Genomic DNA, 15,693 nt, shown 5'->3' on the forward strand with positions numbered 1-15,693 from the left:
TAATGCCAGTCAGTTAAGCCTGACTGGCATTGTTTTTATTGGCTTTTTTTACACTGTATTTCTGTGGCCTTGGCTTCACGCAGCGGGGGTAGCTTCGTTCCCTTCGTGCCGGCAGCACAAACTGCCCCGCCTGCTGCTCCAGCTCCGCCACCCGCTTCGGGATATTTCCCGCGGACATGTACGGCATGCAACTCAGTTCATGGATGAGGTACACCGATGCCATGTGAAAGCTCAGCTGGCTTGCCGTGTATCCCTTTAGACTCGCCGCCATCTTCACCATCTGGCTGCGCAGCAGGTTGTACGCCAGCAGCACGCCCCACAGCTCTTGCCGTATCCCCGTCGCCTTCTTGCTACGCAGGGTCAGTCGGTGTTGTTGCAGGCTGTGCTTCATCTCCCGATAGCCCAACTCGATTTCCCAGCGATGGCTGTAGAGCTCGACAATCTCGGCACCCGGAAAGCGCATCGGGTCAACCATTGAGGTCAGCACTTGGCGCTCCTTGCCGTTGAGGCTACGGGTCAGCAAGCGGGCTTCTATCGTCTCTGGCAGTTGCGGCCACTTCTTGCGTGCCTGTGGACTGGTCTTGAGCTGCACCAGTGCATCCTGGCGCCCCAGCTTGCGTACCACCTCGTATTGCGTGCCCTTTTTGAGCGGTAGCAACCAGTGTCGCTCGCTGCCGGTGGTGTGCCAGGCGTGGAGCAGACCGAGGGAGTAAAACCCCTTGTCGAACAGGGTGAGCGAGTGGTCCGGTGTGCGTGCAATGAGCTGCTCGGCCAGCGCCATCTCGTTGATGGCGCAACTCTCCATGACAGCCTGAACAAGCAGGTGGCTGGTCAGCTCCATCTGGCAGAGCATGCGCACCTGCGGATAAGCGGTCTCACCATGCTGGGTGCCGGGCTTGGCAAACGCAGCAGCATTGTCCGGGGTATCGGACGTGCGCCACATCACGCCATCGACGGCGAGCAGTTGCAGCCCGGCCCAGCCGGGGTGATTGGCCTGCTGGTGCCAGAGAGAGGCGGTCTCGTGAAACAGGCGTTCGATGCTCTTGTGGCCAAGCTTCTGGCGAGCTTGCAGGAAGGCGCTGGGGGCGACAAAGGGGCGGTCACCGGGCAAGAGGATATCGAGCTGATTGACCAGCTGAGTCATGGGGACGTTGCGGAAGATAGCCATGCCGATGATGGCCCAGACCAGTCGCTCCATGGGTATGCGGCGACGGCGCAGGGTCACGACATCCTCTTCGGCGAGCAGGGTAGTGATGAGCGCAGGGGGAATGAGGTCGGAGAGTGATTCAAACTGGGCAGCATTGCTGGCGTGAAGGAAATCGAGGGCCTGTTCGATACGCATAAAAAATCCGAAACCAAATCAACAGGTTTCAGATTTTTACACATCAGCAGGATCGGTCAATGGATCCTTAACTGATCGGCATTACCCCATGGGGCGCCTCTTTTGTTGATGTACAGGTGTCGGAACGTGCCGGATCAGAATTCACGGGCCCAGGGATGGGCACGTGGACGCAACGCCAGCGCGAGCCCCAGCAGCAGGGCCGTCATGCCGTACAGCGGCCAGTCGCCAAAGCGCAGGTAGGGGGTGGATCCGTGGGCGGGACGTACCTCGGCGCGCAGCACACCTGCTTCGAACTGCGGGATCTGGCCTATGATGCTGCCGTCAATCTCGGTGACGACAGTGATACCAGTGTTGGTGCCCCGCAGCAGCGGGCGGGCCAGCTCGAGGGCGCGCATGCGGGCGATCTGCAGGTGCTGCCAGGGGCCGATACTGGTGCCGAACCAGGCATCATTGGAAACGGTCAGCAGGAAGTCGGTATCGGGCTGCACATTGCGGCGCACCTCTTCGGGGAAGATGATCTCGTAGCAGATGGCGGCGGCAAACTTGAGCCCCTTGGCAATCAGGTTCGGTTGCTGTTCGTCCCCCCGGCTGAAGGAGGACATGGGCAGGTTGAAGAAGGGGGCTATGGGGCGCAGTAGATCCTCAAACGGCACGAACTCGCCGATGGGCAGCAGGTGGTGCTTGTAGTAGCGGTTCTTGTGCTCATAGTGATACGCCTCCTTGCCGTCAGCGTCCTGCACTCCCATGCCAAGCACAGTATTGAAGAAGCGCTGCTGCTCGAAATCGTAGTGGACTATGCCTGCCAGCAGACCCGTATCGTTCACCTTCATCGCCTTGTCCAGGCTCTCCAGGTAGTTGCCCATCTCTTTCTCGATGGCCGGGATCGCCGATTCCGGCCAGATGATGATGTCGGCATCCTGATTTTCGCGGCTGAGATCCTGATAGGTGCGCACCGTCGGTACCAGGGCCTCCGGATCCCACTTGAGGGACTGGGCGATATTGCCCTGTACCAGAGCTACCTTGACCGGCTCGCCCCGGGTCACCCAGTTGAGCTGCATCAGTCCATGGGCGGCACCGATCAGTGCAACGGGCACCAGCAGCCAGACGGGTTTGCGGTTCTGCCACACCAGCCAGAGAGCGGACGTCGACAGCAGCAGTGCCAGCGTGATTCCCTGCACCCCCAATATGGGGGCAAAGCCCTTGAGCGGTCCGTCGATCTGGCTGTAACCAAACCAGAGCCAGGGGAAGCCTGTCATCACCCAGCCCCGCAACCAGTCAGCTACCAGCCAGAGCGCCGGGAAGGCGAGCAGCCAGCGGCTCCAGTGACGGCCACTGAAGAAGCGGGCAAAGGCCCAGCAGGCCAGGGCCGGATAGAGCGCCAGATAAGCCGAGAGCCCTGCCAGCAATACGAAGGCGACCGGCAGCATGATGCCGCCAAACATGGTCATGCTGACGTGGATCCACCATAGCCCCGGCAGGAACAGGCCCATGGCATAACCAAAACCGCGCCGGGCCGCCTGTTTGGGATTGGCCTTGTCCAGCAGCGCGTAGAGGCCGAGCAGGGAAGGGATGACCAGAGGCCAGTAGTCGAACGGCGAGAAGGCCAGGACGGCGAGCGCGCCGGATGCCATGGCAAACAGACTGGTCAGGAGTTTTGATTTCACGGGCGATGATTTCACGGACTATGCAGGCTCGGATTGGACGATAACAGGTTGATTGGCCGGTATCTTAACCTGTAAATGCGGTTAACGGCGAGCCTCCCGGCTGCCTGGGCCTGTTCAAGCAAAAAGCCGGGCAGGAAATGGGCGACAGGCACGGTTCACTGGGGGAAGGGAGGGTTGTGGGGTCAAGGGGCGGCAGCTTGCCCTGCCACCAAACGGCAAGCGCCCCGACGAGCGGGGCGCTGATGCTTCACGGCAATACAGTTGCGTGAGGCTTATAGGGCGTCAGAGCGACTTATTGCGCTTCAGACTGGGCCGCGACATGGTTGTCGGGGATCTTCACCTGCAACTGCTGCAGGCGGCGCCGGTCGGCGTGCATCACCTTGAACAGGTAACCTTGCAGCTCGATCTCCTCGCCCTTTTTCGGCAGGTGGCTGAAGGCGTGCATCACAAGACCGCCCACAGTATCCACCTCTTCATCGCTGAACTGGGTGCCGAAGAAGTCGTTGAAATCCTCGATCTCGGTGAGGGCACTGACTGCGAAGACCCGCTTGCTGATGCGGCGGATCTCGTCCGGCTCATCTTCGATGTCGTCGAACTCGTCATCGATCTCGCCGACGATGAGCTCCAGTATGTCCTCAATGGTCACGAGACCCGAGACACCGCCGAATTCGTCCACGACGATGGCCATGTGATAGCGCTCTTCGCGAAACTCCTTGAGCAGCCTGTCGACCCGCTTGCTCTCGGGCACTATCACGGTCGGGCGCAGGATTTTTTCCAGCTGCAGCGGCTCGCTGGCATGGTGGCCGCCAAAACCGAACGGCAGCAGATCCTTGGCGAGCAGTATGCCCTCCACATGATCCTTGTCTTCGTTGATCACCGGAAAGCGGGAGTGACCTGACTCTATGATCACGGGCAAGATATCGTCCACCGGCTGGGACTTCTCTATGGTGACCATCTGGGAGCGGGGGATCATGATGTCGCGAACGCGCAACTCGGCTATTTCGAGTACGCCTTCAATCATGTCCTTGGTGTCCTGATCGATGAGATCGCGCTCCTCGGCATCCGCTATCACATCCACCAAATCGTTGCGGTCTCTTGGCTCGCCCTGGAAGAGTTGGCTGAGTTTGTCGAGCCAGGTTTTCTTCGGCGAGCCGGTACTAGGGTGATCGTCAGTCATTTTTTCTCTTGGTTACTCGCTTGAACACATTTGGAATTGTTTTGGGTATGTAAGGATGGCCATCGGCTGTTTCAAGGCGATGACGATCCCGTCCTTTACTCTTCGTCGTTCAGATAAGGATCGGCAAAGCCGAGTTCCTGCATGATGTCACGTTCCAGCTGTTCCATCTCCTCTGCCTCGTCATCCTCGATATGGTCATAACCTAGCAGATGGAGACTGCCATGCACAACCATGTGGGCCCAGTGTGCTTCCAGCGGCTTGTTCTGCTCGGCAGCCTCCTGTTCCACCACCTGGCGGCAGATCACCAGATCGCCGAGCAGCGGCAGCTCCAGACCGGGCGGTGCCTCGAACGGGAAGGAGAGCACATTGGTGGGCTTGTCCTTGCCGCGATAGGTGAGGTTGAGCTCGCGGCTCTCCGCTTCGTCGACGATACGCACCGTCACTTCGGCCTCTTCTTGGAAGCCGAGAATGGTACCGTCCAGCCAACCTTGCAGCTGTGCTTCGCCGGGCAGGCCGTCGGTGTCCGCGCAGGCCAGTTGCAGATCCAGGGTCACACTCATTGGGCACTCTCCTTATGGGATTTGCTGGCCGCCTGCTCGTCTGCCAGTTTGGCATCGAACGCTTCGTACGCCTGCACTATGCGTGCCACCACTGGGTGGCGAACCACGTCTTTGGATTCAAAGAAGTTGAACGACAGGCCATCGACACCTTGCAGCACTTCCAGCGCGTGGCGCAGACCGGATTTGGCGCTACGTGGCAGGTCCACCTGAGTGATATCACCGGTCACTACCGCCTTGGAGTTGAAGCCGATGCGGGTCAGGAACATCTTCATCTGCTCTGTGGTGGTGTTCTGGGCCTCATCCAGGATGATGAAGGCATCATTGAGGGTGCGACCGCGCATATAGGCGAGCGGCGCCACTTCGATGATATTGCGCTCCATCAGCTTCTCGACCCGCTCGAACCCCAGCATCTCGAACAGGGCGTCGTAGAGCGGGCGCAGGTAAGGGTCGACCTTTTGGGAGAGGTCCCCGGGCAGAAAGCCGAGTTTCTCACCCGCTTCCACCGCAGGACGGGTCAGCAGTATGCGACGGATCTCCTGACGCTCCAGCGCATCCACCGCCGCCGCCACTGCCAGATAGGTCTTGCCGGTACCGGCCGGGCCTATGCCGAAACAGATGTCGTGGCTGACGATATTGGCAATGTACTGGGCCTGATTGGGGCTGCGTGGCTTGATGAGGCCGCGTTTGGTTTTGACCGTCACCTCTTTGTCATAGGGGATGCTTGATGCCGGTTCGTCATCTTGCTCCAGCACCCGCGACTCCTGAATGGCCAGATGCACCATGTCGGGGATGATGTCGGTCACCTTGCCGCCCTTGAGGGGCTGGGTTTCCACATAGAGGTGCTTGAGTATGACGGCCGCCGCATCCACCTGGGCCTGTTTGCCCAGCAACTGGAAGTGGTTGTCACGGTAGCTGATCTCGACGCCGAGACGGCGCTCCAGCTGTTTGATGTTGTCATCGAAGGGGCCGCACAGGCTGGCAAGGCGCTGGTTGTCGGCGGGCTCCAGATGCAGATTCAGGGTCGCTATGTGTCGGCTCAAAATATCCTCGTCTTGACGCAGTGCCCATCCGACAAGGCCAGATGGGCACGAAGAGATTAGTGGGGAGTGAAGGCGGCCACGCCGAGGGCATCGGGCACATTGTCGGGACGACGAGCCAGGATCTCGCGGGGCGCAGTGGCGATGCGCAGGTTCATCTCATCCTCACCGCGGATAAAGCGACCGCGCAGTGAGTTGGGACGCACCTCTGTGATCTCCACATCGGCAAAGCCGCCGATCAGGGTGTGCTGCCCTTCGAAGTTGACCACGCGGTTGTTCTCGGTGCGACCACACAGCTGCATGGGGTCGAGCCTGGAGGGCCCTTCCACCAGGATGCGCTGGGTGGAGCCCAGCATGGCACGGCCAATCTGCATCGACTGGTTGTTGATGACATGCTGCAGGCGAGCCAGACGGACCTTCTTCACTTCCATGTCGACGTCGTCTGGCATATCGGCGGCCGGCGTGCCGGGACGCGGGCTATAGATGAAGCTGAAGCTCATGTCGAAGTTGATCTCTTCGATCAGCTTCATGGTGGCCTCGAAATCCTCGTCCGTCTCGTTCGGGAAGCCGACGATAAAGTCGGAACTGATGGTGATGTCGGGACGGGCGGCGCGCAGGCGACGGATCTTGGACTTGTACTCCAGCACGGTATGCGGGCGCTTCATCATGGTCAGGATGCGATCCGAACCGCTCTGCACCGGCAGGTGCAGGAAGCTGACCACTTCCGGCGTGTCCTTGTAGACCTCGATGATGTCGTCGGTGAACTCGATGGGATGGCTGGTGGTGTAGCGAATGCGGTCTATGCCGTCGATGGCGGCCACCAGGCGCAGCAGCTCGGCAAAGGAGCAGATGCTGCCATCAAAGGTCGGGCCCCGATAGGCGTTGACGTTCTGGCCCAGCAGGTTCACCTCGCGCACGCCCTGTTCGGCGAGCTGGGCGATTTCGTAGAGCACGTCATCCATCGGCCGGCTCACCTCCTCGCCGCGGGTGTAGGGCACCACGCAGAAGGAGCAGTATTTGGAGCAGCCTTCCATGATGGAGACAAAGGCGGTGGCGCCTTCGGCGCGGGGTTCAGGCAGACTGTCGAATTTTTCGATCTCGGGGAAGGCGATGTCCACCTGGGCACCACGGCCCTCCTGGACCTGCTTGATCATGGCGGGCAGGCGATGCAGGGTCTGCGGACCGAAGACGATATCCACATAGGGGGCGCGACTGCGGATGTTCTCCCCTTCCTGAGAGGCCACGCAGCCACCCACGCCGATCACCAGACCGGGTTTGTTTGCTTTGAGCTTTTTCCAGCGGCCCAGCTGGTGGAACACCTTCTCCTGTGCTTTTTCGCGAATGGAGCAGGTATTCAGCAGCAAGACATCTGCCTCTTCGGGCTCTTCGGTCAGCGTGTAGCCATTGCTGGCATCTAACAGGTCGGCCATCTTGGACGAGTCATACTCGTTCATCTGGCAACCCCAGGTTTTAATGTGAAGTTTCTTGCTCATTGCTTCTCTTGACTTGTGTTGAAATCGGCATGGTCAAAGGACCGGGCATTTTACTCCGCAATCTGGATACTGCCTAGCTAATATCCAGCCCGCCATGGGGGGCTTTGCCTCGGAGCATGTCCGTATGGGTATGGGCTTTCTCCTTGATTTGGCGCAGCAATTCGCAATTTGTCTCACTGTTTCTGCCGGTCCCTTGCGGTATCATGTCCCCATTCGGTCCGGCCCCGCCTACTCTGGTCCGGTGCGTCCCCTTTCAGGAATCAAGTTATGGAACAGTGTGATATCGCCATCGTCGGCGCTGGCATGGTCGGCGCCGCCACCGCCTGTCTGCTGGCGGCACAGGGCCTCTCCATTCGGGTCATAGAGACCCAATTACCCGAGCAATACGCCCCCGAGCAGCCGCTGGATCTGAGGGTTTCCGCCATCAGCCAGGCCTCGGTGGCGATGCTGGATCAAGCCGGCGCCTGGTCGCACCTGCAGCAGATGCGGCTCTGTCCCTACCGCCGGCTGGAGACCTGGGAGCTGGATGGCTTTGTCACCCGTTTCGACGCGGCCGATCTCGGCCTGCCCCAGCTTGGCTACATCATAGAGAACCGGCTGGTGCAGCTGGCCCTGCTCAAGAGGATGGAGGATTTTCCCAACATCCAGACCCACACACCGACAGCGGTGATGAGCCTGCGTCAGAGTGCGGATGAGGCGGTACTGACCCTGGACGACGGCACAGAGCTTTGCGCCCGCTGGGTGCTGGCCTGCGATGGTGCCGAGTCCCAGATGCGCCGGCTGGCTGGCATAGGCGTGTCCCGCTTTGAATATCGCCAGCACTGCATGCTGATCAACATCGACACCGAGTTTGCGCAGGAAGACATCACCTGGCAGCAATTTACCCCGAGTGGCCCGCGCGCCTTTTTGCCTCTACCCGGCCAGCACGGCTCTCTGGTGTGGTATGACAATCCCGCCCGCATTCGCGCCTTGTCGGCCATGAGCAACGAAAAGCTGGGGGAGGAGGTGCGTCGCCACTTTCCGGCCCGGCTCGGCGGCTTCACCGTCACGGCCAAGGGGAGTTTCCCGCTGGTGCGACGCCACGCCAATGACTATCACGCCGATCGGGTGGTGCTGCTCGGCGATGCCGCCCACACCATCAACCCGCTGGCGGGGCAGGGGGTCAACCTTGGCTTCAAGGATGTGGCCTGCTGGACCGGGTTGCTGGCAAAAGCCGGTGCCGACTGGCATCAGCTGGCCCTGGCGGAGCGTTACGAGCGCCGCCGTCGCCCCGACAATCTTTTAATGCAGTCGGGGATGGATCTCTTCTACGGTGTGTTCAGCAATGAGATAGGACCGCTCAAGCTGGCTCGCAATCTGGCCCTCAATCTGGCGGACAAGGCAGGCCCGCTCAAGGAGATGGCGCTACGTTACGCACTGGGGCTGGTATGACCCGCATCGGGTTGAGGGCGTGGCACCGCCTTGGTGATGTACGTTAATTCGCCAGAACCTTTTCGATCCCTTGTCTTTGCTCACTATTTTGAGATTTTCCCCCTGATCCCTCTGTTGAGCTGGCGCCGTTTTAGGGCAACATGGTGTCAGCATTGATGGCCACAAGGATGAGGGCATGCGTTATCAGGGACGGATCGCGAGCTGGAACGAGGCGCGAGGCTTCGGCTTTATTACGCCGGAGCAGGAGGGGGGCGAGCAGCAAGGGAGCGAACTGTTCGTGCACATTTCGGCCCTGCAATCCGATGGCTCGCTGCCCAACGTCGGGGAGCGCGTCTCCTACCAGCTAGGCACTGGCAAGGATGACAAGCCCAGAGCCGTGCAGGTGTTCTTTCCCGACAGACCCTTGTCGCTGGCGGACGGGTTCAATCCACCTTCGGCATCCCCCCGGCTCGGCAGAGAGACCAGCACCCGATCGCCACAACCAGCATCACCCAGACCCGGCTCCCGCCCTCGCCCCGCCTATCGCCACAAGAGCAGCTGGCGTGGCAAATTGATCCCCCTGCTGCTGGTGGTGGGATTGTTCTCCCTCTACTCCCTTTTTTCGACCGACTCTGTGGTCCCCTTGCCGGTTTCCTTCTTCATCGGTGATGAAGGCAGTGCCTCCCGTAGCACGCCACAGACCTCTGCTCTCAGCTATCAGTGTGATGGTCGTGAGTATTGCTCCCAGATGACCTCTTGCGAGGAGGCTACCTGGTTCTTGCGACATTGCCCGAATACCAAGATGGACGGAGAGGGGGATGGGGTGCCCTGTGAACGGCAGTGGTGTGGCCACTGAGGCTGGCCTGCCCGATTGCCGCTGCGAATATCCACCACTCTTTTCAGGCTGATGCAGCATATCGGATAGGGTAATACCGGGCCATGCCCTGTCTGTTCGTTGGCGCCACCTTTGTTGGCAAGGTGACGGATGGCAGCTTTACTTCTAGTGCTGACTCGTTTGTTGCCGTATATGCCGTTTATTATTTTTCAGGATCATGGTCATGGTGGATTACTTTCAGGGCTCGTTGTTTCACTTTTCCGAACGGGCGCAGTACCTGGCAGCCTTGCTGAACTCGCTGGAAGACCAGATCGCCGTGATTGATCGGGCTGGGGTTATCCACTACACCAACCTCGCCTGGAACCGGTTTGCCGAGCAAAACGGCATGCCAAAAGGGTATGACTGGCTGGGTATCAACTACTTGCGGGTGTTCGACAGTGCCGTCGAGCCGTTGGTGCTGATGGCGGCAGAGGGGATCCGCCGGGTGCTCTGTGGCGAACAGGACCATTTCCATCTGGAGTATCCCTGCCACAGCCCGGATATACAGCGCTGGTTCATGATGCGGGTCTCCCCCGTGCTGGGGGTGGATGTCGAGTTTTATACCATCACCCATATCAATATCACTGAGCGCAAGTTGCTGGAGCTGGATGTGACCCACCTTTCCCAGCATGATCCCCTGACAGGTCTTGCCAACCGGCGCCTGTTCAACAGTTTTCTGCATAACGAGTGGCGCCGCAGCATGCGGGAGCGCACGCCCATCTCTTTCATCATGCTCGATCTGGACAACTTCAAGGCGTGCAACGATCACTTCGGCCATCAGGTTGGAGATGATCTCTTGCGGCAGGTAGGTCACCTGCTCAACGCCTTTTGCCAGCGGCCTGCGGATCTGCCAAGCCGGTTCGGGGGCGATGAATTTGCGGTGGTCCTCGGCAATACCGGCAAGGAGGCCGCCTTGAGGATGGGGGAGGCGATTCGCCTCGGGATCAAGGAGTTGAGTATGAATGAGCTGGGCGATGCCCGGCTCAGCGCCAGTATCGGCATTGCTACCCAGCTCCCTGAGCGGGTGCTGATCTCGGAAGATGAGCTGCTGGCCGCTGCCGACATGGCTCTCTACACGGCCAAGAAGGAGGGGAAGAACCGTTGCCACAGCGTGGCTTGCCCCTCATTACCCAACCCTTGAGTGAAGGCCACATTCAACAATGGGACCATGGCGAGGCTTTATCCCTTCGGACTCTGCCGGCTGAGGTGCGGGATGTGCCGCCATGACCAGTTGCAGGAATCGATCGCGAATGGGATCGGCAAACTCGGAATTCCAGACCAGACTGATTTCCCACTCTGACTTTGGCCCGGACAAGGGGTAGAGGGTAACACCCTGGCCCGCGATAAAGCTGACGCTGCGTGGCAGTATGGCGTTGCCGATCCCGGCGGCCACCAACGCGACCAGTGTCTGTATATCCTCTGCTTCCTGGACTATGGCGGTCAGCCGGTTGGCGCCAAGGAAGCTGGCGATCTGCTGGCTCAGCCCAGGACAACGATGGCCGACCATTTGCAGCAGGGGCTGGTTGGCGAGGGCCCACTCAACGTCGAAGGTGGCCGGATCCGGCCCCGTCATCTGGCTGGGAACGGCCAGCACCAGCCGGTCGGTCAGCAATCTGTACTCTTGCAATTGAGGGGCCTGTGGTCTGCGCATGAAGCCCAGTTGCAATTGACCCGACAGCAGACGCTCATGCTGGGTGGCTGAGGTCATGTCCTGCATGTGTACCATCACATCGGGTACCTGCTGCTTGAAGCGAGCGACCAGCGAAGGAGCCAGCGCAAAGCTGGACAGCCCGAAGCCAATCTTGAGCCGTCCGGCAATGCCGCTCGCCAGCGCCAAGGCGTGGCGTTCAAATCCCCTGCCGTGCTCGACCAGTGCGCTGGCCTGGGTGAGCAGCTGGGTGCCGATGGCGGTCAGTTGGGCGCCATGGCGACCCCGGTTGAACAGGGTGCTGCCAAGGGCCAGCTCCAGCCCCTGGATCTGCTTGGTCAGCGCCGGCTGGGTGATAAACAGCCGGCTGGCAGCCTCCCGGTAGTTGGTGGTCTCGGCCAGCATCACGAATGCCTGCAGTTGCCTCAAGTCGAATTTCATTCCGTTTGGTTATCCAATGTAGCGATTAATTGATTATAAATTATCTAACTGCCTTGTTCTAATGGTCTCGTTACGGGCCATTTGCCCGCTCTGACGTGCAACAAGGAGCCATATCATGTCTACCGAACGCTATCTGTTTTTGATCAAGGGAACCCTGGTGATGGCCCAGCCACTGGCTGCGCCGGAGACTGGAGAACTGCTGACCAGCCTGCTGCAACAAGGCTTCGTCGTCGGGCCTTTGCAAGTGTGGGCGAGCAATGCCGAGCAGGCGTTGGCCTGTTATGAGCAGAGTGCCCAGCAGCGGGCCTTCAGCAATGTGTTGGCTGGGGCCTCGTCATGACCTGGCTCACCCTGCGGGCTGCGGCCCTGTTGCTGGACATGGATGGCACCCTGGTTCACTCCACCGACGAGGTGGAAACCGTGTGGCGACTCTGGTGCCGACGTCATCAGCTGGCCCCTGAGCCCGTGCTGGCCATGTGTCACGGCTTGCGCTCGCGGGAGGTGATCCGGGCCCTGGCGCCGCAGCTGGACATGGCGCAGGAGGTCGCCTTGCTCGATGAGCTGGAGATCCATCACACCGGGCGCGGTGAGGCCATCATGGGCAGCCGGGCTCTGCTGACCCGCTTGCCAGCCGAGCGCTGGGCGCTGGTCACCTCTGCCAGCCAGAGGGTTGCCCGCCATCGGCTGGAGAGTGCCGGTTTGCCGCTGCCTACCCTGCTGGTGGCAGCGGAGGACGTGGTTCATGGCAAGCCGGACCCCGAACCCTATCTGCTGGGGGCCGAGCGGCTCGGGGTTGCCCCTGCCGACTGTCTGGTGTTCGAGGATGCACCGGCTGGCATACAGAGCGCCCTGCGAGCCGGTTGCGCCGTGGTGCAGGTCGGAGGCAAGCGGTTGCTGGATCCGGCCGTCATAGCCGTGATCCAGGATTGGCGTCAGGTGAGTGTGGAAGAAGACGAGAAGGGTATGTTGCAGGTTGGCCTGCTGACCTGACGGGCGTCTGGAAACAAGCAGCCCCCGACCAGCGGGGGCTTGAAGCGGATGTGGGGTCCGGGTTATTTGAAGACGCGAAACCGCACTGCATCATCCATGAAGGTCTTGTCGCCAGCCGGTTGCTCGATGCTGCCAAAAGGCATCTGGGCGCGCAGCAGCCAGCTGGCGGGCAGGTCCCACTCCTTGCGTACCGCGTCGTCGATCAGTGGATTGTAGTGTTGCAGGGAGGCGCCAACCTTCTCCTGGGCCAGGGTGGTCCAGACCGCAAACTGGGCGATGCCGGTGGCATGTTCCGACCAGATGGGGAAGTTGTCGGCATACAGCGCAAACTTCTGCTGCAGATCCTTGATGACATCCGTATCCTCGAAAAACAGCACTGTGCCGAACCCTGCGCGGAAGCTGCCATCTACCTTGGTTTCACTCTGGGCATAGGTGTCCGGTGGCACGATTTTCTTCAGCTCGGCCTTGACGATATCCCACAGCTTGTGGTGCTGGGCGCCAAACAGTATGACGGCGCGGGAGCTCTGGGAGTTGAAAGAGGAGGGGCTGTGCTTGATGGCATCCTGGATCAGGGTCGTCAGCTGCTCCGGCGTGTGAGACACCTGGTCGCCCAGGGCATAGATGGTACGACGTACTTTGATCTGTTCGATAAACGGACTGCTCATAACATCTCCTTTGTTTGACAGATAATCGCATTCGGTGGTCGTTGCAAGGCCATCCGGCTCCGATTGTGCAAGCTATAGACTATAACACTCGCTTCCTCCTTAACCGTCAACGCCCAGTGGTCACTGTTTTTACTCTCCGTGGATATTGGTTGGCAGGGAAGAATGAGCCGCCTCACATTCTGGCGTTTTTAATCCATAGGCGGTTCTCCCGCCGATATCTATCGACGATTGCTTCTGCCTTTTCACCACAAGTTCAGTTCACATCTGCTGTTTCAGTGGCAGTGTGATGATCAAGTAGGTGCCCAACCGGGTAGACGAGCTGCCGAGCCTGGCACCGGCGCCGTCTATCGGAGCGGGGGGACGAGTTGGCTGCCCTGCTGCCGTGGGAGCGCCACGAGCGGGAGTCGCGACTGCATCATCTGCTGGCGCGGGTACGCAACCAGCAGTGGCTGGAATCCAGGCACAGGTCACCCTGAGCGCGGGCGGTGCCCACTACCCGGAGGATGGCCTCTTTTTGTTCGAGCGAGCCGACGAATGCCTCTACCAGAGCAAGCGACCGGGTCGGGATCGCTGGCATCTCTTTCCATATCCAGATACTGGCGGTGAGCCTGCATCCCCCGGGGTGACAATATCTGTCTGATCCCTGCATGCCGTTGCCGGGCTGCGACAGCCTGACGCTGGACTAAATACCGTTCACCTTGTGCCGAACTGAGATTTTTTATCTTTATTTTCATGGTGTTAATTTTTGATTTTTCTTCCTGACGTCTTGCCGGGATTCCTTTGGATTAAATGTCAGGCTGTTTGCGCCACTGGCGCGGCGGGTGGCCATTTGTATAGTGCAGGGGAAATTAATCAGGTTTGACAGGAGTACCCCATGGAGATGAAAAAGCGCGGCATGAGTGCCCTGGCCCTGTTGGGCTCCCTGCTGCTGATGAGCGGCGCTGTGCAGGCCTCGGAAACCCTCAACACCATACTCGGTGGCGGTGCAGGCGGTGTGGCGGGCACCATGATTGGCAAAGAGCTTGGGGGCGATACCGGAGCCCTGGTCGGTGCGGCACTCGGCGGTGCGGCCGGTGGCGCCGCCACTGCCAATAAGGGAAACAAGAATGAGGCTGCCCTGGGTGGCGCCGTCGGTGCACTGGGTGGCGCGGCCATCGGTAAGAGCGTCGGCGGCAGCACAGGCCAGCTGATCGGGGCCGGTGTCGGGGGGGCCAGCGGCTCGGCCATCGGTGCCAAGACGGGGGATGGTCACAAAAGCAATAACAACCGCTACGACGACGATCATCACTACAAGAAACATAAGAAGCACAAAAAGCACAAGAAACACAGATGGCACGACGATGACTGATGTCAGCCTTGCTGCGTGCTGGCGACAACTAGAAAGAGGGGCCAACAGGCCCCTCTTTGCATGATATGACTCAGACCAGCCGGTGCTGGCGTCGTCCCTCGGCGAAGGCGTTGATATTGTCGATCAGCTGATCCGCGAGGCGCTGCATCGACTCCTCGCTGGCCCAGGCCACATGGGGCGTCAGGATGAAATTGGGGTATTGCAAAGCCTGCATCAGCGGATGATCCGAGGGCGGCGGCTCGACGCTCGCCACGTCGAAACCGGCGCCGCCGAGGCGACCGTTGGCCAGCGCCTTGAGCAGTGCCGCTTCATCCACCAGGCCGCCACGGCCCACGTTGATGAGCAAGGCGCCCGGTTTCATCAAGGCCAGCTCCCGTTCGCCGATCAGGTGGCGGGTGTAGGGGGTGAGCGGGCAGTGCAGGCTGACCACATCCGAGCTTTGCAGCAGCGCATCCAGCGGCAGCCGATCTTCGTCGTGGCTGGCGCCTGTCTGGCTCTGGGCGTAACGCACTATCATGCCCATCCTCTGCGCCCGTTCGCCGAGCCCCTGACCCAGGGTACCTTTGCCTATGATGCCGAGCTGCTTGCCGTGCAGATCCATGATGTTGTGGTCGAAGAAGCAGAACTGGCCGCTCTGCTGCCAGCGCCCCTCCAGCAGGGACTGGCGCCAGGCAAACAGGTTGCGCGACAGGGCCAGCATCAGTGCCATGGCGTGCTCCGGCACAGAGGGGCCCGAGTAGTTGCGGATGTTGCACACCCCGACGTTGGCTGCCCGGCACGCCTCCAGATCCACGTTGTCGCTGCCGGTGGCCGCCAGGGCGATCAGCTTGAGATCCGGCAGTTGTGCCAGCTCAGGGGCGCCGATGCGTACCTTGTTGATGATGGCGATGCTGGCATTCCTGAGCCGTTCCACCACCTGCTCGGGGGCCGTGCTTGGATGGCTCTGCCAGTGATGGGGAAATTCGGGCCTGTGCAGTGTGATGCCCGCATCCAGGGTATCGCTATCGAGAAAAACTATCTGCTGCATGACGCCTCCTGCCATTG

At 60.2% G+C, this 15,693-nt stretch carries 15 protein-coding genes and 1 pseudogene; 7 read left to right on the plus strand and 9 right to left on the minus strand.

Annotated features, from left to right (window positions below; all coding sequences use genetic code 11):
* Positions 1 to 13: 13 nt before the first annotated feature.
* The 6 genes from GWQ27_RS15800 to miaB all read right to left on the minus strand — a co-directional run bounded on the left by GWQ27_RS15800 (position 14) and on the right by miaB (position 7,273).
* Positions 14 to 1,342 carry an IS4 family transposase gene (locus tag GWQ27_RS15800; protein ID WP_275907744.1) on the minus strand — a complete coding sequence of 443 codons (1,329 nt, stop codon included), beginning with the start codon at positions 1,340 to 1,342 and terminating at the stop codon, positions 14 to 16.
* Positions 1,343 to 1,476: 134 nt separating this feature from the next.
* Positions 1,477 to 3,021: an apolipoprotein N-acyltransferase gene (gene lnt, locus GWQ27_RS15805; RefSeq protein WP_275907745.1), complete on the minus strand. Its 1,545-nt coding sequence runs from the start codon at positions 3,019 to 3,021 to the stop codon at positions 1,477 to 1,479.
* A gap of 277 nt (positions 3,022 to 3,298) precedes the next feature.
* Positions 3,299 to 4,183, minus strand: coding sequence for a CNNM family magnesium/cobalt transport protein CorC (corC, locus tag GWQ27_RS15810; protein ID WP_005317320.1), 885 nt, complete (start codon positions 4,181 to 4,183; stop codon positions 3,299 to 3,301).
* Between the two features lie 95 nt (positions 4,184 to 4,278).
* Positions 4,279 to 4,743 (minus strand): rRNA maturation RNase YbeY, encoded by a 465-nt coding sequence (gene ybeY, locus GWQ27_RS15815; RefSeq protein WP_219592881.1) that lies wholly within the window; start codon positions 4,741 to 4,743, stop codon positions 4,279 to 4,281.
* A complete protein-coding gene (locus GWQ27_RS15820; protein WP_275907746.1) occupies positions 4,740 to 5,783 on the minus strand; it encodes a PhoH family protein in 1,044 nt (347 codons plus the stop codon). Before GWQ27_RS15820 ends, ybeY begins: the two co-directional genes overlap by 4 nt.
* Positions 5,784 to 5,839: 56 nt before the next feature.
* A complete protein-coding gene (miaB, locus tag GWQ27_RS15825) occupies positions 5,840 to 7,273 on the minus strand; it encodes a tRNA (N6-isopentenyl adenosine(37)-C2)-methylthiotransferase MiaB (protein ID WP_265452494.1) in 1,434 nt (477 codons plus the stop codon).
* A gap of 267 nt (positions 7,274 to 7,540) precedes the next feature.
* Here miaB and GWQ27_RS15830 point away from each other — a divergent pair, with 267 nt between their 5' ends.
* From GWQ27_RS15830 to GWQ27_RS15840, 3 genes are all read left to right on the plus strand, one after another.
* Positions 7,541 to 8,704 (plus strand): FAD-dependent monooxygenase, encoded by a 1,164-nt coding sequence (locus tag GWQ27_RS15830; protein WP_275907747.1) that lies wholly within the window; start codon positions 7,541 to 7,543, stop codon positions 8,702 to 8,704.
* Between the two features lie 175 nt (positions 8,705 to 8,879).
* Positions 8,880 to 9,539 carry a cold shock domain-containing protein gene (locus GWQ27_RS15835; RefSeq protein WP_275907748.1) on the plus strand — a complete coding sequence of 220 codons (660 nt, stop codon included), beginning with the start codon at positions 8,880 to 8,882 and terminating at the stop codon, positions 9,537 to 9,539.
* A gap of 202 nt (positions 9,540 to 9,741) precedes the next feature.
* Positions 9,742 to 10,698: a sensor domain-containing diguanylate cyclase gene (locus tag GWQ27_RS15840; protein WP_265455720.1), complete on the plus strand. Its 957-nt coding sequence runs from the start codon at positions 9,742 to 9,744 to the stop codon at positions 10,696 to 10,698.
* Here GWQ27_RS15840 and GWQ27_RS15845 read toward each other — a convergent pair.
* Positions 10,684 to 11,646, minus strand: coding sequence for a LysR family transcriptional regulator (locus GWQ27_RS15845; RefSeq protein WP_275907749.1), 963 nt, complete (start codon positions 11,644 to 11,646; stop codon positions 10,684 to 10,686). The genes GWQ27_RS15840 and GWQ27_RS15845 overlap by 15 nt on opposite strands.
* 115 nt (positions 11,647 to 11,761) lie before the next feature.
* On the opposite strand from GWQ27_RS15845, the gene GWQ27_RS15850 reads away from it, so the two are divergent.
* A complete protein-coding gene (locus GWQ27_RS15850) occupies positions 11,762 to 11,986 on the plus strand; it encodes a hypothetical protein (protein WP_058393800.1) in 225 nt (74 codons plus the stop codon).
* A complete protein-coding gene (locus GWQ27_RS15855; RefSeq protein ID WP_275907750.1) occupies positions 11,983 to 12,636 on the plus strand; it encodes an HAD-IA family hydrolase in 654 nt (217 codons plus the stop codon). The genes GWQ27_RS15850 and GWQ27_RS15855 overlap by 4 nt, the downstream gene beginning before the upstream one ends.
* A 62-nt stretch (positions 12,637 to 12,698) precedes the next feature.
* Here GWQ27_RS15855 and GWQ27_RS15860 read toward each other — a convergent pair whose 3' ends face one another.
* On the minus strand, positions 12,699 to 13,301 hold the full coding sequence (locus GWQ27_RS15860; protein ID WP_275907751.1) for a nitroreductase family protein: 603 nt from the start codon (positions 13,299 to 13,301) through the stop codon (positions 12,699 to 12,701).
* A 321-nt stretch (positions 13,302 to 13,622) separates the two neighbouring features.
* Here GWQ27_RS15860 and GWQ27_RS15865 point away from each other — a divergent pair.
* A pseudogene (locus tag GWQ27_RS15865) lies at positions 13,623 to 13,941 on the plus strand (diguanylate cyclase); the annotation flags it as partial.
* A 234-nt stretch (positions 13,942 to 14,175) separates the two neighbouring features.
* Positions 14,176 to 14,649: a YMGG-like glycine zipper-containing protein gene (locus GWQ27_RS15870; RefSeq protein WP_212538966.1), complete on the plus strand. Its 474-nt coding sequence runs from the start codon at positions 14,176 to 14,178 to the stop codon at positions 14,647 to 14,649.
* A 70-nt stretch (positions 14,650 to 14,719) separates the two neighbouring features.
* On the opposite strand, the gene GWQ27_RS15875 is transcribed toward GWQ27_RS15870, so the two are convergent.
* On the minus strand, positions 14,720 to 15,676 hold the full coding sequence (locus GWQ27_RS15875) for a D-2-hydroxyacid dehydrogenase (protein ID WP_275907752.1): 957 nt from the start codon (positions 15,674 to 15,676) through the stop codon (positions 14,720 to 14,722).
* Positions 15,677 to 15,693: the final 17 nt, after the last annotated feature.

This window comes from Aeromonas sp. 5HA1 (assembly GCF_029237245.1).
In the GTDB taxonomy this organism is placed as follows: Bacteria; Pseudomonadota; Gammaproteobacteria; order Enterobacterales; family Aeromonadaceae; genus Aeromonas; species Aeromonas salmonicida.

What these genes read in the sequence shown, in the direction of transcription:
- corC (WP_005317320.1), bottom strand. Translation starts at nt 4,183, where the DNA reads ATGACTGACGATCACCCTAGTACCGGCTCGCCGAAGAAAACCTGGCTC.
- ybeY (WP_219592881.1), bottom strand. Translation starts at nt 4,743, where the DNA reads ATGAGTGTGACCCTGGATCTGCAACTGGCCTGCGCGGACACCGACGGC.
- GWQ27_RS15855 (WP_275907750.1), top strand. Translation starts at nt 11,983, where the DNA reads ATGACCTGGCTCACCCTGCGGGCTGCGGCCCTGTTGCTGGACATGGAT.
- GWQ27_RS15835 (WP_275907748.1), top strand. Translation starts at nt 8,880, where the DNA reads ATGCGTTATCAGGGACGGATCGCGAGCTGGAACGAGGCGCGAGGCTTC.
- GWQ27_RS15840 (WP_265455720.1), top strand. Translation starts at nt 9,742, where the DNA reads ATGGTGGATTACTTTCAGGGCTCGTTGTTTCACTTTTCCGAACGGGCG.
- GWQ27_RS15870 (WP_212538966.1), top strand. Translation starts at nt 14,176, where the DNA reads ATGGAGATGAAAAAGCGCGGCATGAGTGCCCTGGCCCTGTTGGGCTCC.
- GWQ27_RS15860 (WP_275907751.1), bottom strand. Translation starts at nt 13,301, where the DNA reads ATGAGCAGTCCGTTTATCGAACAGATCAAAGTACGTCGTACCATCTAT.
- GWQ27_RS15875 (WP_275907752.1), bottom strand. Translation starts at nt 15,676, where the DNA reads ATGCAGCAGATAGTTTTTCTCGATAGCGATACCCTGGATGCGGGCATC.
- GWQ27_RS15830 (WP_275907747.1), top strand. Translation starts at nt 7,541, where the DNA reads ATGGAACAGTGTGATATCGCCATCGTCGGCGCTGGCATGGTCGGCGCC.
- GWQ27_RS15800 (WP_275907744.1), bottom strand. Translation starts at nt 1,342, where the DNA reads ATGCGTATCGAACAGGCCCTCGATTTCCTTCACGCCAGCAATGCTGCC.
- miaB (WP_265452494.1), bottom strand. Translation starts at nt 7,273, where the DNA reads ATGAGCAAGAAACTTCACATTAAAACCTGGGGTTGCCAGATGAACGAG.
- GWQ27_RS15850 (WP_058393800.1), top strand. Translation starts at nt 11,762, where the DNA reads ATGTCTACCGAACGCTATCTGTTTTTGATCAAGGGAACCCTGGTGATG.
- GWQ27_RS15845 (WP_275907749.1), bottom strand. Translation starts at nt 11,646, where the DNA reads ATGAAATTCGACTTGAGGCAACTGCAGGCATTCGTGATGCTGGCCGAG.